Source organism: Novipirellula herctigrandis (assembly GCA_007859835.1).
Lineage (GTDB): Bacteria > Planctomycetota > Planctomycetia > Pirellulales > Pirellulaceae > Novipirellula_A > Novipirellula_A herctigrandis.
Genome location: SJPJ01000001.1, coordinates 4810079 through 4836218 on the forward strand (window position 1 = coordinate 4810079; position 26140 = coordinate 4836218).

At 52.3% G+C, this 26140-nt stretch carries 18 protein-coding genes; 14 read left to right on the forward strand and 4 right to left on the reverse strand.

Annotated elements, in window-relative coordinates:
- Positions 1-96 precede the first annotated feature (96 nt).
- The 12 genes from CA13_RS17615 to CA13_RS35335 all read left to right on the forward strand — a co-directional run bounded on the left by CA13_RS17615 (position 97) and on the right by CA13_RS35335 (position 15196).
- Positions 97-1386 (forward strand): L-rhamnose isomerase, encoded by a 1290-nt coding sequence (locus tag CA13_RS17615; protein WP_146398800.1) that lies wholly within the window; start codon positions 97-99, stop codon positions 1384-1386.
- A 92-nt stretch (positions 1387-1478) separates the two neighbouring features.
- Positions 1479-2906 (forward strand): purine-cytosine permease family protein, encoded by a 1428-nt coding sequence (locus CA13_RS17620; RefSeq protein ID WP_146398802.1) that lies wholly within the window; start codon positions 1479-1481, stop codon positions 2904-2906.
- Positions 2906-3103 (forward strand): hypothetical protein, encoded by a 198-nt coding sequence (locus CA13_RS17625; protein WP_146398804.1) that lies wholly within the window; start codon positions 2906-2908, stop codon positions 3101-3103. Before CA13_RS17620 ends, CA13_RS17625 begins: the two co-directional genes overlap by 1 nt.
- Positions 3104-3331: 228 nt before the next feature.
- Positions 3332-5140: an arylsulfatase gene (locus CA13_RS17630; RefSeq protein ID WP_146398806.1), complete on the forward strand. Its 1809-nt coding sequence runs from the start codon at positions 3332-3334 to the stop codon at positions 5138-5140.
- A 185-nt stretch (positions 5141-5325) separates the two neighbouring features.
- The gene (locus CA13_RS17635; RefSeq protein WP_146398808.1) at positions 5326-5775 is read left to right on the forward strand and encodes a hypothetical protein; all 450 of its coding nucleotides are present in this window, start codon (positions 5326-5328) and stop codon (positions 5773-5775) included.
- A 69-nt stretch (positions 5776-5844) separates the two neighbouring features.
- Positions 5845-6183 (forward strand): hypothetical protein, encoded by a 339-nt coding sequence (locus CA13_RS17640; RefSeq protein WP_146398810.1) that lies wholly within the window; start codon positions 5845-5847, stop codon positions 6181-6183.
- Positions 6184-6395: 212 nt separating this feature from the next.
- On the forward strand, positions 6396-9425 hold the full coding sequence (locus CA13_RS17645; RefSeq protein ID WP_146398812.1) for an AsmA-like C-terminal region-containing protein: 3030 nt from the start codon (positions 6396-6398) through the stop codon (positions 9423-9425).
- A 139-nt stretch (positions 9426-9564) separates the two neighbouring features.
- The gene (locus CA13_RS17650; RefSeq protein WP_146398814.1) at positions 9565-10680 is read left to right on the forward strand and encodes a polysaccharide biosynthesis/export family protein; all 1116 of its coding nucleotides are present in this window, start codon (positions 9565-9567) and stop codon (positions 10678-10680) included.
- 191 nt (positions 10681-10871) lie between these two features.
- Entirely contained in the window at positions 10872-12251 is a 1380-nt protein-coding gene (locus tag CA13_RS17655) for a hemolysin family protein (protein WP_146398816.1), read from the forward strand.
- Positions 12252-12536: 285 nt separating this feature from the next.
- The gene (locus CA13_RS17660; RefSeq protein WP_146398817.1) at positions 12537-12977 is read left to right on the forward strand and encodes a hypothetical protein; all 441 of its coding nucleotides are present in this window, start codon (positions 12537-12539) and stop codon (positions 12975-12977) included.
- 420 nt (positions 12978-13397) lie between these two features.
- Positions 13398-15050 carry an arylsulfatase gene (locus CA13_RS17665; protein WP_419194506.1) on the forward strand — a complete coding sequence of 551 codons (1653 nt, stop codon included), beginning with the start codon at positions 13398-13400 and terminating at the stop codon, positions 15048-15050.
- Positions 15047-15196 carry a hypothetical protein gene (locus CA13_RS35335; RefSeq protein WP_419194507.1) on the forward strand — a complete coding sequence of 50 codons (150 nt, stop codon included), beginning with the start codon at positions 15047-15049 and terminating at the stop codon, positions 15194-15196. The genes CA13_RS17665 and CA13_RS35335 overlap by 4 nt, the downstream gene beginning before the upstream one ends.
- Positions 15197-15383: 187 nt before the next feature.
- On the opposite strand, the gene CA13_RS17670 is transcribed toward CA13_RS35335, so the two are convergent.
- The 4 genes from CA13_RS17670 to CA13_RS17685 all read right to left on the reverse strand — a co-directional run bounded on the left by CA13_RS17670 (position 15384) and on the right by CA13_RS17685 (position 21346).
- A complete protein-coding gene (locus CA13_RS17670) occupies positions 15384-16529 on the reverse strand; it encodes an endo-1,4-beta-xylanase (protein WP_146398819.1) in 1146 nt (381 codons plus the stop codon).
- Between the two features lie 190 nt (positions 16530-16719).
- On the reverse strand, positions 16720-18321 hold the full coding sequence (locus CA13_RS17675) for a right-handed parallel beta-helix repeat-containing protein (RefSeq protein WP_146398821.1): 1602 nt from the start codon (positions 18319-18321) through the stop codon (positions 16720-16722).
- Between the two features lie 154 nt (positions 18322-18475).
- Positions 18476-19825, reverse strand: a complete 1350-nt coding sequence (locus CA13_RS17680; RefSeq protein ID WP_419194508.1) for a sulfatase-like hydrolase/transferase — start codon at positions 19823-19825, stop codon at positions 18476-18478.
- Between the two features lie 42 nt (positions 19826-19867).
- Complete coding sequence (locus CA13_RS17685) at positions 19868-21346, reverse strand: sulfatase family protein (protein ID WP_146398823.1); 1479 nt, start codon at positions 21344-21346, stop codon at positions 19868-19870.
- Positions 21347-21875: 529 nt separating this feature from the next.
- Here CA13_RS17685 and CA13_RS17690 point away from each other — a divergent pair.
- Both CA13_RS17690 and CA13_RS17695 read left to right on the forward strand, forming a co-directional pair.
- Positions 21876-23852: a right-handed parallel beta-helix repeat-containing protein gene (locus CA13_RS17690; RefSeq protein ID WP_146398825.1), complete on the forward strand. Its 1977-nt coding sequence runs from the start codon at positions 21876-21878 to the stop codon at positions 23850-23852.
- A gap of 58 nt (positions 23853-23910) precedes the next feature.
- The gene (locus tag CA13_RS17695) at positions 23911-26112 is read left to right on the forward strand and encodes a glycoside hydrolase family 32 protein (protein WP_146398827.1); all 2202 of its coding nucleotides are present in this window, start codon (positions 23911-23913) and stop codon (positions 26110-26112) included.
- Positions 26113-26140 lie beyond the last annotated feature (28 nt).

Below are 26140 nucleotides of genomic sequence, written 5' to 3' on the forward strand. Positions count from 1 at the left end.
GGTATTGCATTTTCGCCTCACCTATTATTGGCGTTGATAGTGAACGCAGCGATTGCAGTGAACCGTACTAAAATCCTTTGGCAATAGACAAGCAAGATGACGAACTCAACAAACACCGAAAAAGCCTTTGAGCTAGCGACCGAGCAGTATGAATCGCTCGGAGTGAACGTAACTCGCGCGTTGGAGCGGCTACGGGAGGTCGCGATTTCGGTACAGTGCTGGCAGGGTGACGATGTTGTTGGCTTTGAAGGCAACGACGGCGCACTGGGCAATGGGTTAGCTGTTACAGGAAACTACCTTGGACGGGCACGCACACCCGATGAACTACGCAGCGATTTGGAGCTGGCGTATTCGTTGATCCCTGGAAATCACCGATTGAATCTGCATGCTTTGTACGGTGAATTCAACGGTCCCGTGGATCGAAACGAAATTGGCGTCGAACACTTTGCCGGTTGGATGGATTGGGCAGCAAGCCAAGGCGTTAAATTGGATTTCAACCCTAGTTACTTCTCGCATGAAAAAGCAAGCGATGGTTTCACATTGTCGAATGCCGATAGTGGCATCCGCCAATTTTGGATTGATCATGGAATCGCAACTCGCAAAATCGCGGCAGCCATGGGCGCCGCTCAGGGCAACCCGTGCATCAACAATTTCTGGGTACCGGACGGATTCAAAGACACCCCCGCTTCCCGAAAGGCTCCTCGAGAACGTTTGGCCGCGTCGCTTGATCAAATCTTTGCAGAAGCTCTTCCTGCGGCGCACACGCTCGACGCCGTGGAGTGCAAGTTGTTTGGCATTGGTAGTGAAAGCTACGTGGTGGGCTCTCATGAATTTTATCTGGGATACGCGATTTCGCGAAACAAAGTGCTGTGTTTGGATGCCGGTCACTTCCATCCAACGGAGGTAATTTCAGACAAGATTTCATCGGTAATGATGTATGTTCCGGAGTTGCTTTTGCATGTTAGCCGCGGAGTGCGATGGGATAGTGACCACGTGGTGACGTATACCGACGAGCTTCAAGCGATCATGCAGGAAATCGTGCGTGGCGAATTTCTTGAACGTGTTCATATCGGACTCGATTTTTTTGATGCCAGTATCAATCGTGTTGCCGCGTGGGCGATCGGGACGCGGAACGCATTGAAAGCAGTCTTAGCTGGGTTACTAGAGCCCACCGAGCAACTGGAACAACTCGAACAAAGTGGTGACTACACTGCTCGACTTGCTTTGATGGAAGAGCAAAAGATGATGCCGTTGGGCGCCGTCTGGGACTACTACTGCCAAACTTCGGGAGTACCCGTTGGAGCAGCATGGCTCGAGAAAGTTCGCGAGTATGAAACGAGCGTCCAGTCATTGCGCAGCTCTGAATTGGGCACCGCGAACGCCTAAGCCCATTTGCATGAACGCGCTGCTATAAATGAACGCGCTTTGAGCGCACTCCCTCTATCGACTCACACAAATTTTTAACCAACGGAATATCCATGAGTGAAGACAAGTCAAATTCGGGCGGTGAGTTCGAACGCGAACCGGTTCCCGATTCGGCGTTACTTGGATCCGGCAAGTTTTGGGGAATGTATGCTGGCGAACATGCCGCCGGAACCGAGTTCATGATCGGTCCCTTGTTCTTGGCCGCCGGGGCGAGTTTCCAGGATCTGATCCTTGGATTATTGCTCGGTAATATTCTTGCCGTGCTGACTTGGCGTTTCCTTGTCACACCGATCGCGATGGCCAAGCGGATGACGTTGTATTACCAACTCGAACGGATCGCCGGTGGCTCACTGGTAAAGTTCTACAACCTTGTCAACGGATTGTTATTCTGCTTCCTTGCGGGAGCGATGGTTACGGTGTCCGCATCGGCGGTTGGCGTTCCATTCGGCATCACGTTCGATGTGCCTGAGTCGATGTTTGGCTTGAGCAATGCATCGTTTACCGCTTTGGTAGCGATTGTTGGCGTCGTGATCGCCCTGGTCGCTGCGGGGGGTTACCAACGTGTCGCCCATGTCGCCAACATCGCAGCACCATGGATGATCGCAGTGTTCGCCGCGTGCGGAATTGTATCGCTGGCTCAAATGGAGGCCACCAACATGGCTGCTTTGACGGAAGGCAAGTTTTGGACAGACGCGATTGCGTTTGTGCAAGAAAAGAATGGACCTCAAACTTTCGGTTTCTGGCAAATTGTGGTCTTCGCGTGGTTGTGTAATGGAGCCATGCATTTTGGGATGGCCGACCTATCGATTTTTCGTTTCGCTCGCAGTAAGTCTTCGGGATGGGCACCTTCGATCGGCATGTTCCTGGGGCACTACATGGCTTGGATCGCAGCCGCGCTGCTGCTGGCAGCATTGATCAAGCTTACTCCTGATCTTGCGTTAGGGTCCGATGGGAAGGTCGCGGCGAATCCAGGACTGCTTGCTTTCCAGTCCCTCGGTTGGACGGGCATTATCTGTGTGGTGATTGCCGGATGGACGACCGCCAACCCAACCATTTATCGAGCCGGATTGGCATTCCAAGGAGTGCTGCCAAAGAGTTCGCGGACCGCCATGACACTAGTGGCTGGTACGGTAGCAACGATCGCTGGAGCATTTCCAAATCTATCGGCGCAATTACTCGATTTCGTCGGCACCTACGGAACGGTTCTCGGTCCGATGGGCGCAGTGATTTTTGTTGATTTTTACTTGATGAAAAAGTTTGGCATGCGAGAGGAGTACGCGCTCCATAGTGGATCGTCGATCAGCATTGCCGTGATGGTCGCTTGGCTTTTACCAGTTGCCGTTGGCCTTTATCTGATTTTTGCGCAGGGATTGTTCGCTGCGTACGCAGTAGTACCTTGTTGGGTTGCTTGCGGAGCGATCTACCTTGTGCTCAGCAAATTCACCCAAAACTCAGTCGCAACAACCGAAGGGAATATCTAATGAACATGCCTGCAAAACTTGTTTCCTTGGTTGCACTTGGCACGGTGATCATTCCGTGTTTGCTGTACTTCGTTGGTGCGATTGGCATAGACGCTGTGAAGTGGGCGGCACTCGTTGGAACCATCGTTTGGTTCATCGCGACCCCGATGTGGATGAGTCGCGAATTGCCGAAGGATGCAACGGAGGTCGAGATCTAGATAGCTTCAGCGATTGCCGCAGGCAACACACCTCGCTGCGTAACAAGAAGTCGCAGCGTTGTGGATGGTTCCAAGGCAACGTTCGGCGCGAAATTGAAGCAGTTCGTAACAACGACCTAGAAAGAATTGCTCCGGTCGATCAGGAGACGAAAAAGAGAAGGCGCCGAACAACCAAGCGGCAGCGATGACTGGTATGATTGAAGTCAAAATCAATCCCGGGAACTCTAGATGAAGTCCATATCTACATTCGCTTCGTTACTGATTTCTATTTTCGCGATGCCTTTGGCTGCCTTTGCGACGCAGCCAAATTTGGTCATTTTCCTAGCCGATGATGCGGGATGGGGAGACTATAGCCATTCGGGCAATGAGCAGGTTTCCACGCCGAACATCGACTCGATCGCATCGGGTGGCGTATCGCTCGATCGCTTCTACGTCTGTTCAGTTTGTTCACCCACGCGCGCTGAGTTTCTGACGGGCCGCTATCACCCACGCAGCGGCGTGCGAGGAGTTTCCACAGGTCAAGAACGTCTCAACATCGATGAAAAGACGATCGCGGATGCTTTCAAATCGGCCGGATACGCCACGGGGGCTTTCGGTAAATGGCACAACGGCAGCCAATGGCCCTACCATCCTATGGCGCGAGGATTCGATGAGTACTTTGGCCACACCGCTGGCCACTGGGGTGAGTATTTTGATCCACCACTCGAAGAGAACGGCCACATGGTCCGTACCAAGGGCTTCATCGTGGATGTCTGCTCGGATCGCGTGTTGAACTTTATCGATAGAAACAAGGAGAAACCTTTCCTGTGCTACGTGCCCTTCACCACGCCACATTCTCCGTGGGCGGCGCCTGAGAAAGATTGGAAACGTTTCAAAGACAAACCGATCACGCAGCGCGCCACCGACGCAAAGGCTGAAGTCGATGACTACACACGATGCGCGCTAGCGATGGTTGAGAATCAAGATTGGAACGTGGGGCGTGTGCTCACCAAGCTTAAAGAACATGGCGTCGATGACAACACCATTGTCGTCTACTTCTCTGACAACGGGCCGAACAGTCACCGCTGGACTGGTGGTATGAAGGGCCGCAAAGGCAGCACGGACGAAGGTGGCTTACGGTCGGTTTGTTACATTCGCTGGCCAGCCAAAATTGCTGCCGGACACACGGTCACGCAGATCAGTGGCGCCATCGATTTGCTACCGACACTCACCACACTCGCAGGCGTGAACCGCGTTGGGGATAAACCCCTTGATGGACGTGACCTAACACCGCTGCTTATGCGACAAGGTGCCGACTGGTCAGGGCATCGACACTTTTCCACATGGGCGGGAAAGGTGAGCGTGCGAACACAGACGTACCGCCTGGACCATCAGGGCAATCTCTTTGACATGATCGCTGATCCCGGTCAAACCAAACCGATCAATCATCAGCAGCCCGCGATTGCCGCCGAACTCACTGAGGCGGTTCAATCTTGGCGTCAAGAAATGTTTGGCGCCACGACAGCACCGGCGAAGGTCAAAGGCGACAAGAAAAAGGGAAAACGCAACGCGGTGGATCCGCGGCCGCTGACGGTTGGCTACCACGAATTTCCGGTCACCATGTTGCCGGCCCGTGACGGTGAACCTCACGGTGGCGTCCAACGCAGTGGCGGCGCCCCAAACTGTTCCTATTTCGTTGATTGGACCAGCAAAGAAGACACCATGGTTTGGCTGCTCGATGTGCACACCGCGGGACGATATGACGTCACGATCGATTACACCTGCAAAGTGCCTGATGCCGGATCAACGATCGAGTTAAGTTTTGACGACGCGCGACTCACAGGCAAAGTGACACCTGGATGGGATCCACCTCTAAACACGAATCAAGACACCCTTCCGCGGCCAAAGGCAGAGAGTCAGATGAAGGAATTCCGCACATTGAAACTCGGCGAATTCAGCCTTCCCGCCGGAGTGGGACCTTTGACACTGCGTGCGGTCGACATTCCCGGAGAATCGGTCATGGACGTGCGTCGGGTCACGCTGACGTTGCTTCCCTGAGCTTCGCATCTACGTGTACGCGATGTCGTCACACTAAGAAGCTAGCAATCCCCCAATTGACAGAATTCCTCTCAGGGTGCCGCGGAACTTGGATTGCCACGCCGTGGACGTCCTCGGAATATCCGTAATTCGCCTGCGGAGCGGGCGAAACAACACGCAATATGGAGGAATGGCAAGAGGCCGAAATGGGGTTTCCGGATACTTTCACGAACGGCGGCAGTCGTTTTATACCAGTGTTTGTTGCGTATCCGAGCATCCGCGTCGTTGTCGCGGACGATGCCGCCAAGATGCAATTGAAGGCTGCCAATACGTCCTCTGCTGCGCCGCTTTCAACCGAACACGTCGAACGATCACTTGCGGAGCTGGAACAGAGCAGTGAGATCACCGTCGACGTCAAACTACAGGCCACCGACAATTACAAAGCCGCAATAAAGAACCTACAATCAGCGGAAGCCAGCGATGCTCGATTGAATCGATTGAGGACCGAGACCGAGTCGATAGCTCAGCGTACCGAACAATTCAGAAAACAGCGAAGTGAGCTGAAGGATCAAAAGCCAACTGTCGATGCGAAACTCTCACTCCAAGAACTTGAGCAACTCTTAACGCAGGTAGAATTGCAGCTATCGCCATTTTAAGAAGCGAGGCAGGACGCAGAGACTGAACTTCAAGCACGTTCGCCACGGCGAAAAGAAATCCGCGAACGCATGGTGGCGATTCAAGAGAAAATCTCCAACGTGCTGGCACAACTTCGCTCACTAGCCACCATCGAATTGACTCCACCAAGCCAATCATCAGCCGCCCGACTCGCTTCGCGTCGCCTTACGCTTGAAAAGGAAAAACCTGCGTTAAAGGCCGCACTAACGAAGTTTGACGCGGAAGATGCGGCGGACTTGGTCCGTCTGCGAATGGACTTGGCTGCGTGCAACACGACCTTCATCGAGAAGCTAGTCTCACTGATTCACGAGCGAATCAACGCCGAACGTGAAGCTGCTGCCGAAGGATCGGTTCCGTTGGCGAAAAGGTTGGATCGGATGATCGTGTGATTCGGCTGCGGAATCACGAAATTTCGGAGATTCCCCGCGCCAATCGGGTGCAATTGAGGGAAATGGCGGGCTGAGTTTCAACCAAAACGCGGAATTCGATTGGCGGCAATCGTGTCTAATTTGGTAGCCTCAGGACAAGGTTCTGGTTCGAACACCAGTTTCACGGGACCTTTGCGACCAACCGTGCTTGAAAGCAAAGAAGACTCTATCCAATGCGCCATCGTCGATTAGCCGTACCGATTTCATATGTGCATTTGGTATTGGCAGCGATCGTGATGATGGCTTGGACGGCGGGCGCAACAGCACAGGAACCAGCTGCGCGACCACAACGTGAAGCGAAGAACACCCCCATAGCGAAACCACCTTTGCCAAAAGTACGGTACTGGACGACACAGTGGTCGTTCAAAGAGATGAATGTTGCCAAGCTAGCGAAACAGCTTGAGTCAATCGGCATTGATACCGGATTGACCCTGCAAGGCAAAGTGACCGTTCAGTTTGACGTCGGTATCCCGATGACGGCAATTGGAGATGGAGCGGCGTACCGCTTCGACGGCACACTGAGTAGCCCATCGTTGATCGTTGATGGCGTGCAGTTGAAAGACCTGAACACATCCATTGTTTACCGAGATGGGGTGGCGACTCTTGAAAACCTGAACTCGTTAGTCGTTGACCGCAAAGGAATGAGTCAACCGCCTGGACAGATTAGTGGTCGTGCCACAGTGCTATTGGTCCCGGCAGGTGATGTGACGGCCGATTTGGAAGTGAAGGGAATCTCTTTGGCACCGATTGCTGCCTTGGTCAACAAGTTCACTCAGCAACACGATGAACGGCTGCTCCAGGGAGGTGAGTTGTCAGGCAAAGTCAAATTGCGTGTCCCGCTCTCTAGCGTGGACAGGATCGAGACTTACCAACTCGACGGAAACGTAACTGGTAAAGGTCTGAAACTATCGGACCTGCCGCCAGCTGACTTCGACACTGGACGAGTACAGATTACAAATGGAAAACTGTTGCTTGATGCGTTCTCGATGATGGCACGTCGCGGCGAGGAAACGAAAGATTCGATTCAAATCCTGGCAAAGGCCTCTGTGCCTCTGACGGACAAAGGCGAATTTCAGTTTGAGCTAGCCGGTGACAATTTACCCGTTGGAACCGTGGCCCGAATGCTCACGCAGCCCCAAGCAACAAGCACGAACCACGTCGCCGAGGGCAAACTTGACTTGCATCTTACCGGCAAGGGGCGACTCCGTGAGAATCTTCAAAATTCAACTTGGGATCTTCGTGGCGCCGTGGCGTCGCCGGGACTAGCCATTGCTGGTTTCGATCTGGGCACGTTAGAGCACAACATCCATTTGACGCCAACTGAATTCAACCTCACTCCGAAACGGAAGCCCGAAAATCTACCCACCACATTCCGCCTCAAACAATTTCACTCGAACTACTCCATCACCGATGAATCATTGGTCATCAATGGAATTGACGCATCGTTATTTGACGGTCGATTGATGGGGTCGGCGAATGTTCCACTGGGATCAACCGGTGACCTCGTCGTTAAACTGAACCTTGACAAGATTCGACGCTCGATCGCATTGCCTATCGCTTCTCGCTCGACAATGACACTGACCACCGTGTTTTCCGGTGATCTTGATTGGACAGTTCCCATCGATGCCGTTGACCAGCCCGTTGAGCATCAGGGAAGAGCAAAAATTTCCTTGCAGAACATCACACTCGGCAGTACTGACATCGGGAATCTGGAGCTAAGGGTTGCAGCACAAGCGGGAGAAGTCTCGCTGACAGCAGATGGCAAAGTTTTTGATGGTACCGTCAAGGTCGAAACCAACGCGGCAATGCAGGCCAACGATCACTGGTCAAACATCCGTCGACGGTTGACCAAAACCATGCTGAATTTTGGGGATGTGTCAATTGGTTCTCTGCTCACTTTGGCCACCGGAAACAGAGCGAACTTGATGGGGCTGGCGTCCGGCGAAGTGGTAGTCAGCGGTTTCAATGGGAACGTCACGTCCATGGCTGCGATTCCCAATGCGGATATCACTTTCGAACTGAGCAGCGTCAGCCATCGTTCGCGATTAATCTCTCGGGCGTTGCGATTACGCGGGAAATTGGAGCGAGGAATTTTCAGTATCGACTCCTTCGTCGGCGATTACGCCGGCGGCACGGCCAGGGTGGAAGGGCGAGTCTACTTGGTTGATCCTAAGAGTACATTACGCCCGAAGGCTGACCTGCGTTTGTCGGCAAGTCGCGTCACTCTCGATCGTGGACTCTGGTTTCTTGGTGATCTAGCCAACGATTACCAAGGGCGAGCATCCGTAACCGCAACCGTCGCCGGCTATGGTGAATCCATCCGTGTTCGCGGCAGTGTGGATGGCCGAGAATTGGTGTTTTATGGGCTCCGCCTCGGTTCCGCACATAGTGGGATTGCCGCAGACGCGGACATCGGTCACCAGAGCTGGAAACTTCGTTTTCCTTCGGTTCGATCGAGCCTGGGTGGCGGACAGGTCGAAGGTGAACTATCGCTCGGGTCGCCCCGAAGTGGTGGGCGTGGCGTCGATTTCATTAGCCGATGGCGAACGCGGAGAGTTGACTTCTTCCGCTTGACAACACAGTTGGGAAAATCCAATTCCCTAGCCCACGGTGAAATTACGGGTGATTTGGCTCTTCGCGGAAAATCCATTCGTTCCATCGACGATTTGGCCGGCAGGTTCGATTTCAAGCTCGGGCAAACGCGCGGTGCGGCCATACCGGGACTGATTGGAGTGTCACGATTCCTCGGACCAGCCTCACTGGCAACACAAACGTTCGACGTTGGCGCCGCCAATGGCATGATTGGCGGTGGCGCAGTGGTCATTGATGAATTCTGGATGGGGTCGGATACTGCACTCGTCCAAGCGGATGGAAAAATATTCATCCGCAGTGGAAGGATGGACTTGAACGCTATGATAGCGACAGGCGACTACCGGGACATTGTTGCAAACTTTGCCCAACTGGCACAGCAATACGCCCTTCGGTCAGTGCTTCCAACATCCGCGATCCTGGACATTTCAGAACTACTGCGTGATCGCACGCTGGTGGTCGGAGTGACGGGGACAATGCAAGCCCCAATCGTACGGCTCCGCCCCGTTGAGACATTCCGCGAAGAGACAGCCCGTTTCCTGCTGCGCGAAGGCCAACGGCTGATTCTGACTGGCGTGGCTGCGGAAGCCGTTACTGGGTTTAACATCAAATAGCGAGTTACATCGAGTTTCACTCGATGTCCGGTTGTGCGGATTCTTCCAACTGAACGGCGTCCGTGTTTTGAATCGCGTGCGTCATGCTACTTGAGCCGATTATTCCTGTTGGATGGATTCCACACTAACAGGTGAAACGATGAATCGGACGCGTTACCACGTTCAAACTGCTATTTCGGGACCGCTACTCTTGTTGTGTTGTGGCCTCCTCAGCGGGTGCAGCACACTGGGTTTATCGCTGTACCCCTCAGGGGCGACCCTGACGACGGAAGCCAAATCGGTCCTTGATGCGTCTCGCATTCCAAGCGGAATACCGCGAGAGAACTCAAAGACCGTTTTACCACCACATGCACTTGAGCCGGGCGATTCGTTGTTGATCGAACCGGTCAACCTCGACCTTCGCTTACCCGCTGATCAGGTTGTCCTAGCGGACGGCACGGTCGACCTTGGACCTTACGGGCGAATCGTCGTCGCGGGACAAGGTTTAGAACAGGCCGAATCTCTGATCGAGCAACAAATCGGGTTTCAAATTCGTCAACAACGTGAGTCGTGTAAACAGTTCGCCATTGGAGATGATCACCAGACGATCGATTCGCCCCCTTTGCCCGATGATTGTGACGCGATCGCGGTAAATGTCCGGATGCTTGACCCTGTGCATCGCTTTTATGTCCTTGGCGAAGTCAATGCGCCAGGATCTTATCCATTGTCGGGATACGAAACGGTTTTGGATGCAATCGTCGCCGCCGGAGGCCTAACGAGTAGTGCAAACCCATGCAAAATTCTGCTCGCTCGGCCAACCGATCCCTGCGACTGTCGCGTGACGCTGCCAGTGTGTTATCGAGAGATCGTTCAAATGGGCAACACCGCATCGAACTATCAACTTCAACCGGGTGATCGTGTTTTTGTATCTACGCGATCTTGCATGGACGAACTGATGTTTTGGCGTGCAAGTCGTCCATGTGAGCGATGTTTGGGATGCAATCGAGCATGCAAAAACCCATCCGTGACAACCGCTCAGCCGATGGCGGCGGTTACAAACACGATGATACCGCCCGGAAGTGTTGGTTGGATGCGATTGGCGAACGACCCACTGCGTCACAATGATCTTGTTGAGAATAGTGGGTTTGACACCCCCAACGCGACACCGTCCCTGAGTCACTTTCTCAGCCAACCGTTACAGAAAGCGGCAGTCGAAAGGCCTGTTCGCGAAGCGGACGTTGATGGCGAATTGGATTTTGCACCACGATCGGAATGACCGACGAAACCGGTGACAGGGTTGAGCGACATAGGGAAAGGCACCGACGGATGTATTTCCGTGCCGGATGGATTGACGGCGGATTATCCTGTCGCGTGAATGCGTCTTGCGGGTTACGATACACCCGCTGAAAGAGTTGTCGGAATCGACTGGCCGCTTTTTCTTCCCCCCGGCTTCTTTGGACATCACCCATGATATTGTCAGATTTGTTGATCGCTGCCACTGAATCGCCTGTCGCGGATGCCAGCGATGGCTCGCTTCGACAAACGCTCTTCTATTTGGGACTAGCGATTATTCTGATTATTCTCAACGGCTTCTTTGTGGCCGCGGAGTTTGCACTGGTCAAAGTCCGTATCTCGCGAATCGAACGCCTCGCACGGGACGGCAAAGCGTTTGCAGAAACGGCAAAATGGCTCGCCAAACGACTCGATGAGTCGCTTTCCGCGTGCCAATTGGGGATCACGATGGCGTCGCTGGCGCTCGGTTGGGTGGGCGAGCCTGCATTTGCCAGACTGGTCGAACCTCTCCTTGGTTGGGCCGGCATCACCGACCCAAGAGTGATTCACGGTTTGGGATTTGTCGCCGCCTTCACTGCAATCACTGGTTTGCATTTGGTTGTTGGTGAGCAGTTCCCAAAAATCTTTGCTATTCGACGACCTGAGCCAATGCTTTTGTGGTGTGCATTACCGCTAAAGTTTTTCTACGTGCTGCTCTATCCGTTCTTGACGGTCCTCAATATCGTTACAACTTTTCTGCTGCGGTTGGTTGGCATTCGCGGTGCGTCGGATCACGCTGGCGTCAACACAGAAGAAGAGATCCGAGCATTGCTCCGGGAAGCCCACGTCCATGGGAATCTGTCTCGCAATGAGCATTCGCTCATCAATAACGTCTTTGAGTTTGACGACATGATCGTTCGGCGAGTCATGCTACCACGTGGCGAAGTCGCTTTCTTTGACATTAATGAGCCCGTGTCAAAGCTTCGAGAACTCGTCCGTCAGACAATGCATACACGTTATCCAGTTTGTGACCGTTCGCTAGACAAGGTGTTGGGCGTGGTTCACATAAAGGACTTATTGAATGTTCCGCCGGATGATGAAGCGTTCGATGTCCGTACGATTATGCGTCCACCTAAGAAGCTTCCCGAAACGATGCCGATCAGTCGTGTACTGAGGCACTTTCAGGCAACTCACCAACTCATGGCGTTTGTCATCGACGAATATGGAACGATCACAGGTATGGTGACCCTTGAAAACGTACTGGAAAAGATCGTCGGCGAGGTGGATGACGAGTTTGATATCTCTGAACCGAACATCGTCCCCGAGGGCCCAGGCAAGTTTCTAGTTGCTGGAACGACGCTACTGAACGAAGCACGGCGAAGATTGAACATCCCGCTGGAAGAAGCTGTCGAAGCCGATACCATCAGCGGCTTGCTGACCGAATTTCGACAATCCATTCTGAACCAAGGCGACGTGATCGAGTTGGAAGGAGCCGTCGCCGAGGTGCTGGAAATGAAGCAGGAAAGTGCAACATCCGTTCGGTTCACAATCGACAACTCGGACGACACAGAGTAACCGACGACACCAATAGGGAAGCACGCCGCAGTTGATTTTGATCTCTAGTTCATCCTATTTAAAGGCGTGAACCTCATTGGGGTTGCGTCTTGGTCGCTCGGCATCGCTAAGCTTAGGATTAATACAAACTCAACCGACGCGACGCATCCGCAAGGGAACATCTAAAAGCAGACAGGGCTCCATACCGTGAAAGACCGCCCACGTTCTTGCGCCGCTCGGGGAGCTTTACACTTCGTTATTCTTATCGTTACCGGTTGCATTGCATAAGCCCAGCCGCCGACGTCGATGGGCGCGAAACAGCAAAATGTCGCATTGGAATTGCGAATCGCGATGCTGCAAGAAGCGGCAAATCACGATCCGACCGAACAAGCCGAGCGTAGTGACGAGTCGCACATCGATCTTCTGAAACAAATCGATGTCGTTATCGCTCAACAGAAGAACACGACTTCGACGCTGCAAGACACACAGAGCAAGCAAGTTGAGTTGGAAACCGAACTCGGGCGATTGGCCGACAAGCAACTCGACAATGGTCCGCCGTACTCGATCCGGATGCTCGATCAATTGCGTGACGCGATCGCAGCCGACAAAGCAAAACGCGAGTCCTTGGAAAATAGCCTTCTGACCGCCCGTGAAACCCTCGAACAGACGCCTTGGCGACGCATCATCCGGTTAATCGCTCACTACCATGAACCTGATGGTTTGGTGATCAGTCCCAGGCAACGTTAAGGCTTGTTCCCGGTGGTGACGAATGAGCCGGATTTTTGTCGTCCAAAACACGAATCCGCTCGATATTTGCGTCGACGACAGCTTGGGATTGCTTCGGTCCCGACGGATAAGGTACCAGCATTCCGTTTTCTCCGCTGTGCCGCTTAAAACATGGTTCCGGCCCCGCGGTTTCGGTTCCATGCTATTCTGAAATGCCCCGGTCTAGCTACAGCGGTCCGCGCCAAGACTCTACCGATTCACTCAAAAGAGCATACTATGGTTGGGAACCAAGATCACTTCCTTGCCGTTGTGGGGTCAACATATTGTTTGCCACCCCCCGGGTCATCCGGTTTTTAATGTACAGCTCAAACCAATTGACCTGGTAGCATGTGAAATCGAAACGAATGCAAAACAGACACCATCCAAAGAATGAGGTCCAACATGATTCCGTTCCTTGCCAGTTCGACACATGATTTCGATACACGCAGTGGCGAGCAAAGACCCCCATTTCATTCGCAACGTCGAATCATTTCACTCACCTTCATGGTGTGTGTAGCACTCATCACGCAATCCAATTTTCTAGCACCACTAAGAGCCGAGTCAGGCAACCGTCCAAACATCGTCTTGATTATGGCTGACGATATCGGGTACTCAGACCTCGGCTGTTTCGGTAGTGAAATCGAAACACCCAATCTAGATGGTTTGGCAAGTAACGGATTGCGATTCACTAATTTTTACAGTGAAAACATGTGCTGGGTGTCGCGAGCAGCCCTGCTGACCGGCATTTATCACAAGACCTCAATGTTTGAAAATGCGATTCATCCACGGTGTGTGGCGTTGCCCGAAGTGCTTCACGACCATGGATACCAGACGCGGATGTCTGGAAAGTGGCATCTCGCCGGTGCGCCTTACCGCGTCTTTCCAAATGACCGTGGGTTTGACGAGTTCTACGGCATCCTCGGCGGAGCCGCGAGCTTCTATGCACCGGCGTTCTTGTCACGCGACCGGACCAATGTTGAATCGGAAGCCAATAACAATCCCGACTACTATTTTACCGATGCGATCAGCAGCGAAGCGAGTCGAATGATTCGTTCCGCCGACGCCAAAAAACCCTTGTTCCTTAGTGTCGCCTACACGGCCGCGCACTGGCCACTGCATGCAAAACCGTCAGACATGAAGGCCTATGAGGGAAAGTATGCAATCGGATGGGATCGATTACGTGCGCAGCGCTTGGCAACCATGAAAAAGCTAGGCATCATTTCCCAGGACGTTCTGCTTTCGACTCGCCATTCAAACGTGCCAGCATGGAAGGACGAACCGAACCAAGCTTGGCAACAACGAAGAATGGAAGTCTACGCGGCACAGGTCACGTCAATGGACCGCGGCATTGGTCAAATCGTCCAAACTCTTAAAGAAACAGACCGGTTTGAAAACACGTTGATCTTCTTCACCATCGATAACGGTGGATGCCACGTGGAATATCTACCCGATCGCACCGGTGACTTTCTGCCCAAACAAACACGAGATGGACGTCCGATGCGGCCGGGCAACTTGCCAGAAATCATGCCGGGCCCCGAGGACACTTACCAGAGCTATGGCTACGGTTGGGCTAACGCTTCCAATACGCCGTATCGGCAATTCAAACAATTTGACCACGAAGGCGGAATTCGCACACCCATGATTGCCCACTGGCCAAAAGGAATCGCCAGCAAAGGCGACTTGGTTCGTTCGGTATCTCATTTAATCGATATCATGCCTACCGTTTTGGATGTAATTGGTGTGTCTGTGCCCAATGAGTACAACGGTCACGAGCCGATCAAGATGGACGGGCAGTCAATGGCGGGCAGTTTTGAAGGAGAAGCGATTGCGGGCCATGAAATATTGTTTTTTCATCACGCCAAGGGGCGAGCGATTCGTTACGGTGACTGGAAGCTTGTTGCCGAAAACAAGAAACCCTGGGAGCTATACGACCTGAGTCGTGACCCTACCGAATCGAATAATCTCGCGCAAGAAATGCCAGAAAAAGTGAAGGCCCTCGAACTCATTTGGGAAACAGAGTCGAGGCGACTCAAAAAACAAGCCGAGCAACCATGATGACCGCAAGCAAGTCTCCTAGCCGTCGCATTGTCATTGAATTTATTTTCTTGGTGGTCGTCACACCGTTGACGATTTCCGCTTCTGCATCGGACCAACTGTTCGATATGGATGCGATTCGCAATGCGAGCACTCTTGCCATTTAAGTTGTGAAGGATTGGCATCGCGTTGAGAGTCCAAACGCCGCGCGTCAGAAACTGGTCCCCATCAACGTGAGCGAATCCTGGCACGGAGAAAATTACCCAAGCCTTATTGGTTCCCGACATGCAGGAGCTAACCTTCACTAGAAAAGACGCCAAGGTTTGCGTTGCGGCACCGAAGTTACCAGTGCCACTACGCGGCCATCTTTGAGTATTCGCAACACGGGATTGATCGTGTCAGTGATTTGATCACTGCATGATAGGCTGGCTTGGGTTGTCGATTCCGATCGAAGAGCGTTGGATAGTTGTCTCGCTTCCATGGGAAGGTGTTTAGCCAGCTTTCGCCATCGTGGATGTTCCAAAACGAAACTCGCAGGATCACATCCTCATACTTTTCGAACAGATCGAACAGCTTCGCGAATTGTTCGGCCTGTCGATCGAGTAGCTCCGGCGGGCAACCATCCGGATACGGATTGAACTTTGCCAACTGATCGCGATTCTTCCCTCCCTCGGCCCACCAACCATTGCGGGGAATCATATCGATATCCAATTCCGATATTGCAATTTTGACATTGAGCTTTCGTAGTAAGATTAGAAGCTCTTCGAGCGACTGATACGGAACGTCGTCAAGGTTGTAGTGCCCCTGGATTCCGATCGCATCAATGTGCACATTCTCTTGCTGAATTTTTTTCACCAGACGCTCCATCCTGTCACGTCTCCATTGCTCGTGACAATGATAATCGTTGTAAATCAACAACGCTTCGGGATCCAACTCGTGCGTGTATCGAAACGCTTCGACGATGAAATCATCACCCAGTAGTTTCGCCCACACCGAATCACGCAGATACTCGTCATTGCGATCCCCAATCGCTTCGTTCACAACGTCCCACGATTGCACCCGTCCCTTGTAACGCTGGACCACGGTTTCTATATGAGTCTTCATGCGTTGCATCAGGACTTCCGGTTCGACCTGCTTGTCGCCGTCGCGGTAAAACCACTCGGGCGTTCGGTCGTCTTTGGCCCAAATCAGACAATGCCCCAGTACCTTCAATCCGTGGCGATGAGCCAACTCAACAAACTCGTCAGCTTTCTCAAATTGAAAGTTGCCTTCGACGGGCTGTGTCGCCGCAAACTTCATGCAGTTCTCAGGCGTTACATAGTTGAAATGCTTCAACACTAATTCGCGATTCTCTGGCAACCGAAAAGCCTGCGATCCGATTCCAACACCCATATCAAAGCGGCCATCAACAGCATCAATCAACGACAAAGGCTCTTTGGCGGCAACATAATTACCGAGGATAAGAGAACACAGGACAGCGGCAATTGATTTGAAAAACATATAATAATTGATCCGTTGCTATTGGGTTTTCAATGTCGTGTGGAGATTCTATCGTAAGTTGCATTCATCGTTTGGCGTACGGTCCAACGTTACTGAACCGCGGAGCGTCGACTCGGATTCATTGTGCTCACCGACGCGGCAGCCACCCGCCTGCTGATGGTTCAGTTAACGTTTATTCATCGGCACCAAATCATGGACGCCGCTCCGCATTTGCCTCATGTATGCCAATGCATTTCGGCCCGTCCTGTGGCACTGGATTGCCAAAGAAGTCTCGGCCACCGTTGTCGTGAATGGGATGCGCGGCTGCGACGCACGGCGATCCTTTTTGCAGCATGAATGCCTTCAGGGCCGGGAAGCTTCCGCCGGTTCCGCTAGGTAGGCGTTGGAACATTGGGTCTTGATTTTTCGCTTGAGTGCCCCCCGGTTCGTGGCGGATTTTGCCGTAAAAGACGTTGTTCTTGAACATCGTCTTTTGATCTTCGCCAAATTGGAATGACGCTTCGTCCTCAACGTAGAAAATGTTGTTGGCAAACAAGGTGTCCTCAGGCCAGGTTCCGCCCCAATTATCCATCTTGACGATCGTGCGATCGATTTTGTCATCAGGTTTACGGTTAATGTAGATCACGTTGTTGTAGATTTTGGTGTTCTTGCATGGACCCGTTATGTGGAAGACCGGAGAGAAGACGCCTTGGTGCGTGGGCGTGGCGCGCAACCCATCGTTGATACTGATGTTATAGCGAATTACGGTTCCGCGATTCCCAATATTGCTCGGTGGCGTTGCGCCGCCGTTGTTACATACCAGTAGGAATCCGCCCTCATTGTCGTGGCTGTAGTTGTACTGGATTAGCGTGTTGCGACAATTCCAGTCGGAATCGAAACCCTGCGCGTCCCAAGGAGCCTTGTGGTCGCTGACTTCGTTGAATTGAATCACCGTGTTGTCACAGCTCCACGGCCAAATGCCGGCTGCTGCATCACCCGGCTCCAACAAACGCGGGCAGTTTCGCATCACGTTATGCTCGATCAGCGCACCGTCGCAAGCGATCGGTACTATCCCGTCGCCGGGAATCTCCTCAAGCAGACAATGGCGGACGACCACATTCAAACTTGGATACCATTGTCTTCGATTGGAATAGCCACGCGCATTGATGCCGTTTCGTGTGCAGCGTTTCAAATGACAATTCTCAATTAGCAATCCATCGAATCGCGATCGTTTCCTTCTACCTTCGTTCTGCCACAGGATGGCGCTGCCACCGCCTTTCTTTTTGTAGATGCTGCCATTCACATCGTGGATGTAGAGGTCCTTCAACTGAATGTGGTGTGCCGTGCCGAAGTCCTTGATGTGCACATGAACGCCCCTGCGTCCCGACTCGCGTTGCGGGCCTTGGTTCGTAATTTCCAATCCACTGACTTCCCAATACTCCACATTGAAAAGATACAACGTGCTTTGGACGACACCATCTCCATCGAGACGAGGTCGCCTGCCCTGGCCAAAGCGATCGATAACGATTGGATTGGGTTTCCCGTCGACCAATTTGCCCGAGCCGCGGGGCGAGAGTTGACCACTGTATTGCGTGCCGGACTTAAAAAGAATCCGGTCCCCAGGATGGAACTCGATGCTATTTACCTTGGCTAACGACTGCCACGCTTTGGTGGGATCACGCCCGTTGTTGGCGTCGTCGCCCGTTAAGGAATCGACATAGTAAGTGGCACCAGCATGCGCCGAGGGGATGCATAGCACCATTGCTCCAACGCAAATGCTAAGCGTCAGCCATCGTCGTGCGACCGTCCTCATTGGTTTCTTCTTTCATCAGAGGATGTGATTGGATGTTGATAAGCGTCAACTCGTTTGACAGCTCAGGGTTTTTGCTTTTACGAAACAGGTTCCATCGAACCCATATTCCGTCAGCAATCGTCGGTTATTGTCAGCAACAGGTTCGTTGTTGCTGTTATCGCCGGTTTGCTGTCGGATCCAGCTTGTCGCCTGCTTCTATGACTTGCATCAGAGCCCTTAAATTGGAAACTTTCTCTGGATACTTTCCTGCTAAATTCGCCTGTTCGCCGATATCGGTCTGGAGATCGTACAATTCATCCACCTTCTTGCGATCGCGCTCCACTGCATAGCCATGGAAAAATGCATCGGAGATGAGGTATTTCCACTTCCCTTGGCGTACACCCGCTTCATGAAAATAGAAGTTTTTCCGCCCCGTTTCTCGATTGCCAAGGAGCAAATCTCTCTGATCGATCCCATCGATGCGGCGGTCCTTTGGCACTTCGAATCCACACAAGGTTGCAAACGTCGGCAGGAAGTCGATGGTCGCAAAGATTGCATCCGACACGCGATTCCCAGGCACCCTGTCGGGCCATCGAACAATACAAGGCACACGGTAACCAGCTTCGTAACAAGAACCCTTGCCATTTCGCAGTGGTCCAGCTTCGCCCCAGAATATTGAACCCTCTGGGTGACCCTTCTTTTTCTCAGTGTATTTTGGCTGGTTCCAAGGCCCGTTGTCGCTTGTGTAGATCACGAGAGTGTCCCTGTTTAGGTCCAACTCGTCGAGGGTATCGAGTAGACGACCGGTTTCGAAGTCGAATTCCTCGACCACATCGCCGTACAAACCACCCGCCGACTTGCCGCGAAATCGTTCCGACGCATCGATGACCGTATGCATCATCGTATGGGCCAGATAAAGTAGGAACGGCCTTTCCGGATCGCGTCGCTCCTTCAGATACGCAATTGCCTTGTCGGTGTAGAGAGTGGTCAGGCTCCCCATATCACGGGTCGAGCCAGCTTCCTCGTTGTTCTCATGAAAGCTGACACCTCCGGAATCGTTCGCTCCCAGGGTTCCGAAATAGTAATCAAAACCCTGTGCATTGGGCATGCGGTCCACGATCGGCTTGCGATTAGAAACATCCCACTTACCGATGCAAGCGGTCTGGTATCCAGACTCGCGCATCAATTCTGCAAACGTGATCTCCGAAGCAGGCATGCCCCAACCTTTGCTGCGAATTGGGTAGCGTCCGGTGAGTAAAGCCGAACGTGAGGGTCCACACACCGTTTGAGCGTAGAAACAAGTAAACCGCGTCCCCTCTTTTGCCAACTGGTCGAGCCGCGGCGTTTGATTTTTCTCATTGCCATAACAGCCCAGATCAGCATACCCCTGATCATCCGTGAAGATGATGAGAATATTTGGCTGCTCCGCAGCAGCCCCAGTGACCGTTAACAGCATCAGTGTGAGGCAAAAGACAATTCGCTGAGTCATCATGTTTAGAAAAATCCAAAGTGATTTTTTCGGCATCTTTTTGATGCAAGGTCATTGATTCAAAAACAGCAACAAGTCCTACTTCTTGTTCTTTTTTTTAACGACCGTTTTTGGTTTTCTGCGATCCATCTTCCTTGGTCCGTAAGTAGCTTCGAGGACTTCGTCGACCTTGGCTCGATCGTTCCGAGATTGGAATGCGGAGAGCATCGGGTCTTTGGTCTTTTTCATGTGGGCGACCAATTTGCTCTGTAACGTCTGCAGCGTCTCGGCATAACCAGCTTCATCGATCAGGTTGTGAAGACAATTTGGATCGTTCTTTAGATCATAGAATTCTTCGGGCACTCGATATCGAAACAAATCAACCCTTGCCTGAATCGATGGGTCGGTCTTAGCGGCCTCGTTCATCGCCTCCATCGTTTTGCCTTCATTGTTGTTGCGATACCAATATTTGCCGTCGCTGAACGGATTATAGATGTAGCCAAAGTTTTCGTTTTGCACACAACGCATCGGCACGGCGGCTCCACCAGCCTTCGAATCAATTTGAGTGAAGACATGATTACGCGCCTGTTGAGATTGGCCCTTTAATAACGAGAAAAACGATCTTCCGTCTAAACCTTTGGGACCATTCACCTGAGTGGCTTCCATAAATGTGGGAAAGAAATCAACGACCGAGACAAAGTGTTTGTCGTCGCGGGTACCAGGTTTGATAACTCCCGGCCAACGAACTAACAGTGGACTATGTGAACTGTGAAACCACGTGTTGCACTTGGCAAACGGCACGGCGATACCGTTGTCGGTGATGAACAGCACCAGCGTATTTTTGGCATGACCCGACTCATCTAGTGCTTGCATGACTTTTCCAAAAGTGTCATCAAGGCGTCGTGTGGAATTCAGATAGGTTGCCAACTCCGCTCGGACTCCCGGCAGGTCGGGAAGAAATCCCGGCACTTCGACTTCTTCGGGCTTGTAGATTCTCGACGGCATCGCGGCGCCTTTGGTGAGTTTGTCGGGGTCGCAATAAGGTCGATGAGGGTCGTGCGAATTCACCATGAAATAGAACGGCTTTTTTGCAGCTTGGCATTCTTTCAGAAACACCTGACTCCGTTGATAATACAGCTCAGGATTGCGCCCGTTGCCAAGATCTCTTTGGTCGAACGCGTAGTCCCACTGCATCGATTTCTTTGGAGTGGAATGGCCCACTTTGCCAAGGATTCCGGTGTGATATCCGGCTGCTTTCAAAGTCGTCACGATGTCCGGCACATCTTCTCGGGCTGGCATAAAACCCATGGCACCTGAGCGATGGCTGTAACGTCCTGTGGCAATCACCGCTCGACAGGGAGCGCAGATTGCCACGTTCACATGGGCTTTGCCAAACAACAAACTCTCCGCTGCAAATGCATCAAGATTCGGTGTCAGGTCCGTTGGTTTACCACCGTAAACGCCCAGCGACTCGGCATGCAAATCATCCGCGGTGAATAGCAAAATGTTGGGCCGATCTGCTGCCGCTAGACTGATGGTGTTACATGCAAGGATGATGCCAATGAAGAACTTTTTCATGGGAGTACGCTTCCAGGGATAATTTCGGTGATGGTGCGTAAAGTGAGTGGTATCGAATGACTCGAATTCCCGCGGATCCGTCTATAGTCAGTAGCATACCAAAAACTCTCAAGCGATTTTCGGCTGGTGTCTTCATACAGGGTTCGCGAAACAGATCGATAGCCGATGGTTTCGGTGTGCATTCTCGCTCGCTAACACCAAGGCCAACGGCGAATTTGTTTGCACCGAATGGACGGCTTATCGAACCGACGTTGAATCGGAGAGGCCCGTAGTCGGAGAGGCCCGTAGTCGGAGAGGCCCGTAATCGGAGAGGCCCGTGCAAGGCAATCGAAAGTTGACAAAAATAATCAAGTATTGCCAGTTCCGGTTCGCTTCCCTCACCAGCGACATTGTGCCGGTTGAGAAAGTCCGATCAAATTCACAATCAAAATCCGGTCTGATCCGATTACCGTGAGCCTATTCGTCTAAGATCGAGTACAATTGGTATCCTCACTTACGATCCCACCTACGATTCACTCCGAGTCACCCAATGAAGCGATTTGTCGCGGCGTTGTCTTCCCTACTGCTACTTGCGCAAGTTCTGAATGCCGCCGAATTCCATGTATCACCAAACGGTTTGGCGACAAGTGCCGGAACGCCTGAGCAACCCTTTCGCACGATTCAGCAAGCCGCGCGCGCTGTACGACCTGGCGATACGGTCCTGATCCATGCAGGTGTTTATCGCGAGTCGATCCAGCTGAAACAGAGTGGTACCGCGACCAAGCCAATCCGCTTTGCAGCAGCCCCGAACGAAAAAGTGGTGATCAGCGGTGCGGATCTGACAAACTCGAATTGGTCCCCTCATGCCAACAATGTCTACAAGTCGAGTGTACAGGGGCCCGTTCGGCAGTTGTTTGTTGAGGGAGACTTGATGATCGAAGCACGGTGGCCGAACTTGTTCATGGATCGATTATGGAACCGTGACCGATGGTCCGCAGCCGGCAAAGGCAGCCGTTACGGAAAGATGGTCGATCCCGAATTGGCCAAGACACAAATTGACTGGACCGGTGCAGTGGCGACGCTGAACGTCGCCCACCAATTCTTTACATGGACGCGCACCATCAAGCATCACGATGCGAACAGCGAAACCTTCGAATACGACAAGGACTTGGGTTCGATCACGCACTATGCTGACAAGACGCGTCCTTGGGAGGACGATCGTTACTACTTGACCGGCAAACTCGAAGCATTGGACTCGCCGGGCGAGTGGTTTCACGACCAGGATGCCAAACTGCTTTATCTTTGGGTTCCCGATGGCCAAGATCCCGATCAGTATTCGGTTGAAATCAAAACGCGTGCGTATGCCTTTCAGGGCCACAACATCAACCATGTCACTCTACAAGGCATTTTCTTGGAAGCATGCACATTCGGATTCAACAAGTGCCATGATCTCGAAATCGATCAGTGTCATGTTCGCTTTCCTAATGTCATGAGGCGGATCGACGATCCTGAGATGGATGAATTCGACAAGGCCGAGACAAAGATTGTCGGAGACGATAACCGCGTGACTCGTTGCAGCTTTGCATGGGGACCGGGTAGCGCCTTGCGAATGGTCGGCCGGCGCAACTTGGTTGAGGACTGCCTGATGCACGACTTCTGCTGGGACGGTTCTCTAAGAACTCCTATGCTTTCCATTGCATCCAACGGGAAAGAGGCCGCGGAAGATCGCTGCCTCGTTCGCCATTGCACTCTTTTCAACTGCGGCAATGCGATCCTTAACTACCGTGGATTGCCGGGGCACATTGTTGAGTACAATCACATCTACGACGGCGGACTATGCTGCAAAGACGTCGCATTGGTGTACACGGGCCAGCCGAGTTGCGCCGGAAGCGTCGTCCGATACAACTGGGTTCACGGCTGTTTCACTGAACACCAATTCAAAACCGAAAGCGGTGTCGTGCCGGGTGGACTTGGTATCCGTGGCGATGACCAAACGCGATCTTTGACCGTCCATCACAACGTTGTTTGGAATTGCGGACGTGACGGGATCATCGTCAAAGGTGACCACAATCGCGTTTATAACAACACGGTCTTCGAAATCGGTACACCGACATCACCCGGCAATTATATTAGCCTCCATTCGATGGCTGAACCGGAAAAGTTTTGGCGAGAGCAACATCCATTGCTGTTGCAGCAGAACCGCAACAGCCGAATTGCTAACAATATCGCTTTGACGATTAGTGGCGACCCGAAGGGACACCCCTATCCATTTGCGGAAAATCTGTCTACCAACTTCATGGGTAAGCAACCGCTTTTGGAAGATAGAAACACTCTAAAGTTTTGGCCGAAAAGTGGGGCGTCTGTGATCGACGGAGGTACAATCCTACCTGGTTTTACCGAAGGCTTTCAAGGAAAAGCCCCCGACATCGGCGCCTACGAGTACGGTGGCGAACGTTGGGTTCCCGGTATCCGCTGGGACCCCGAGCAAGTGCTCGGCTACCGTCCAAAAAGTTTTGTCGGCGATTGAACCGTGGCAAAACAATCCAGCTTTGATCATTTGATTTTTGCGTAAAAGAGAATACTCAGTGAATAAACCATTGCGTTCAATGACCTGCAACCTGCTGCTTCTATTGGCAATAGCGATACCAACGCTTCTACGCGCCGACGACAATATCCTCATCAACGATTTCGAAGCGGCTGACTACGGCGGCTGGAAAGTCGAAGGCGACGCTTTCGGGACAGGTCCAGCGCAAGGCACACTTGCCGGTCAGATGCAGCTAACAGGTTTCGAAGGCAAGGGACTCGTCAATTCGTTTCTGGGCGGCGACAAGTCGACCGGAAAACTGACCTCGCCAACATTCACGATCGAGCGAGATTACATCACGTTTCTGATCGGAGGCGGCGGACACAAGGAAAAGACCTGCGCTAATTTGATCATCGGTGGTGAGGTCGTCCTGTCCGCCACAGGTCCAAACCATCAACCGGGTGGCAACGAGTTTCTGAACTGGGAAAACTGGGACGTTCGAGAGTACAAGGGTGAAAAAGCTGTAATCCAAATCGTTGACAATGAGTCCGGCGGTTGGGGCCACATCAACTTCGATCAGGTCTCACAAAGCGACACAAAGGCCGATAAGAAGCCAGATCCCGCGCCAACGCAGAGTTCCGATAAAAATCCTCATGCGGAAAACACTCAAGAACTAAAAATTACGGGCAAGTACATACTTGTTCCTGTCTCGAATACGGGACAACGTGGACGGATGACTGTCTACGTAGGCGACCAACTTGTACACAATTTGGATTGCGATTTCCCAGCGAATGCGAATGCAATCGATTGGTGGACCTACATCAATATGTCCGAATACGTTGGCAAGACGGCGAAGGTCGTTGCTCGAACAGCCCCTGAAATTTGCGAGATGCTTGAATCGAGTGACGAAATCCGTAACCTCCAACCACTCTACGACGAAGTGCGACGTCCGCAATTTCATTTCAGCCAGATGCGTGGTTGGTGCAACGACCCAAACGGAATGGTCTACCACGACGGCAAATACCATTTCTTTTGGCAATGCAATCCGGCGGGACGGAAGTGGGCCAATATGTACTGGGGCTATGCAACCAGCCCTGACATGATTCATTGGACGGAACACGACCGAGCACTGCGTCCGTTCGGAGGCGATGTTGAGAGCCGCCATCCAGCGATGGCGGACAAAAATTGCTTCTCTGGAAGCGGGAATATCGATTTCAATAATTCCGCTGGCCTCCAAATTGGCGACGAGAAAACCATCGTTCTCGCATTCACCGATACCGGATGTGGCGAATGTCTCGCCTATTCGAATGACCGTGGAAAGACCTGGCAATATTACGAAGGCAATCCCATCATCGAGCACAAGGGACGCGATCCAAAGTTAATCTGGTATGAACCGGGCCAGCACTGGGTGATCGCTGTCTACGACGAGGCTCCTGAGCATGGCCAAAACATCGCGATCTATACAAGCAAGGATCTCAAAAATTGGGAACACCAAAGCAATATTCCCGGCTACTTTGAGTGTGCCGAAATCTTTGAATTGCCAGTTGACGGTGACGCCACAAAGACCAAGTGGGTAATCTTTGCCGCAGACGCACGGTATGCGTTTGGTCACTTTGACGGCAAAACATTCACTCCCGAGCATGAAGGAAAGCACCAAGTTCATTGGGGTTCCAACTATGCCTCACAATGCTTCAGCAACCATCCCGATGGCCGTGTCGTTCAGATCGGTTGGGCGCAGATCGACATTCCCGATATGCCGTTCAACCAATCGTTCACCGTGCCAACGAATCTAACCTTGCATACCACAGAAGACGGCGTTCGAATGTTCGCCAACCCGATCAAGGAACTCGAACTGCTTCGCAAACCGAACCCTGAAACGGCCGAGAATGTGGAACTGACGTCCCAAACTCCAATGATCCAAGTCGATGCGACTGATCAACTATTCGATGTGGTTGTGACGTTGAAAAAGGGCAACGCTTCGAAAGCGGTTCTTCAATTCGGCGAAAACAAAGTGACGTATGATTTCAATGCTCAAACGCTTGATGAAATGCCGCTGAAGTTGAAAGATGGCAGAGTCACTTTCCGCGTTCTTGTGGACCGACCGATGTACGAGTTGATCGGAGGCGGCGGTGCATGCTTCAAAACCAGTGGTCGTCGCGACATGGGACAACCCCTCGGCAACATCTCGATCGCTGCCGAAGGTGGATCGTTGACCATTGAATCGCTCGAAGTCCATGAAATGGCATCAGCCTGGAAAAAGTAGGAGACACTGTTTTCCATCGGTGAGCCTT

Excerpts from the sequence above, each read along its gene's own strand:
- CA13_RS35335 (WP_419194507.1), top strand. The coding sequence starts at position 15,047 with ATGATGACCGCAAGCAAGTCTCCTAGCCGTCGCATTGTCATTGAATTT.
- CA13_RS17665 (WP_419194506.1), top strand. The coding sequence starts at position 13,398 with ATGATTCCGTTCCTTGCCAGTTCGACACATGATTTCGATACACGCAGT.
- CA13_RS17615 (WP_146398800.1), top strand. The coding sequence starts at position 97 with ATGACGAACTCAACAAACACCGAAAAAGCCTTTGAGCTAGCGACCGAG.
- CA13_RS17630 (WP_146398806.1), top strand. The coding sequence starts at position 3,332 with ATGAAGTCCATATCTACATTCGCTTCGTTACTGATTTCTATTTTCGCG.
- CA13_RS17690 (WP_146398825.1), top strand. The coding sequence starts at position 21,876 with ATGAAGCGATTTGTCGCGGCGTTGTCTTCCCTACTGCTACTTGCGCAA.
- CA13_RS17620 (WP_146398802.1), top strand. The coding sequence starts at position 1,479 with ATGAGTGAAGACAAGTCAAATTCGGGCGGTGAGTTCGAACGCGAACCG.
- CA13_RS17645 (WP_146398812.1), top strand. The coding sequence starts at position 6,396 with ATGCGCCATCGTCGATTAGCCGTACCGATTTCATATGTGCATTTGGTA.
- CA13_RS17640 (WP_146398810.1), top strand. The coding sequence starts at position 5,845 with ATGGTGGCGATTCAAGAGAAAATCTCCAACGTGCTGGCACAACTTCGC.
- CA13_RS17660 (WP_146398817.1), top strand. The coding sequence starts at position 12,537 with ATGGGCGCGAAACAGCAAAATGTCGCATTGGAATTGCGAATCGCGATG.
- CA13_RS17655 (WP_146398816.1), top strand. The coding sequence starts at position 10,872 with ATGATATTGTCAGATTTGTTGATCGCTGCCACTGAATCGCCTGTCGCG.
- CA13_RS17685 (WP_146398823.1), bottom strand. The coding sequence starts at position 21,346 with ATGAAAAAGTTCTTCATTGGCATCATCCTTGCATGTAACACCATCAGT.
- CA13_RS17635 (WP_146398808.1), top strand. The coding sequence starts at position 5,326 with ATGGGGTTTCCGGATACTTTCACGAACGGCGGCAGTCGTTTTATACCA.
- CA13_RS17680 (WP_419194508.1), bottom strand. The coding sequence starts at position 19,825 with ATGCCGAAAAAATCACTTTGGATTTTTCTAAACATGATGACTCAGCGA.
- CA13_RS17625 (WP_146398804.1), top strand. The coding sequence starts at position 2,906 with ATGAACATGCCTGCAAAACTTGTTTCCTTGGTTGCACTTGGCACGGTG.
- CA13_RS17670 (WP_146398819.1), bottom strand. The coding sequence starts at position 16,529 with ATGTTTTTCAAATCAATTGCCGCTGTCCTGTGTTCTCTTATCCTCGGT.
- CA13_RS17650 (WP_146398814.1), top strand. The coding sequence starts at position 9,565 with ATGAATCGGACGCGTTACCACGTTCAAACTGCTATTTCGGGACCGCTA.
- CA13_RS17675 (WP_146398821.1), bottom strand. The coding sequence starts at position 18,321 with ATGAGGACGGTCGCACGACGATGGCTGACGCTTAGCATTTGCGTTGGA.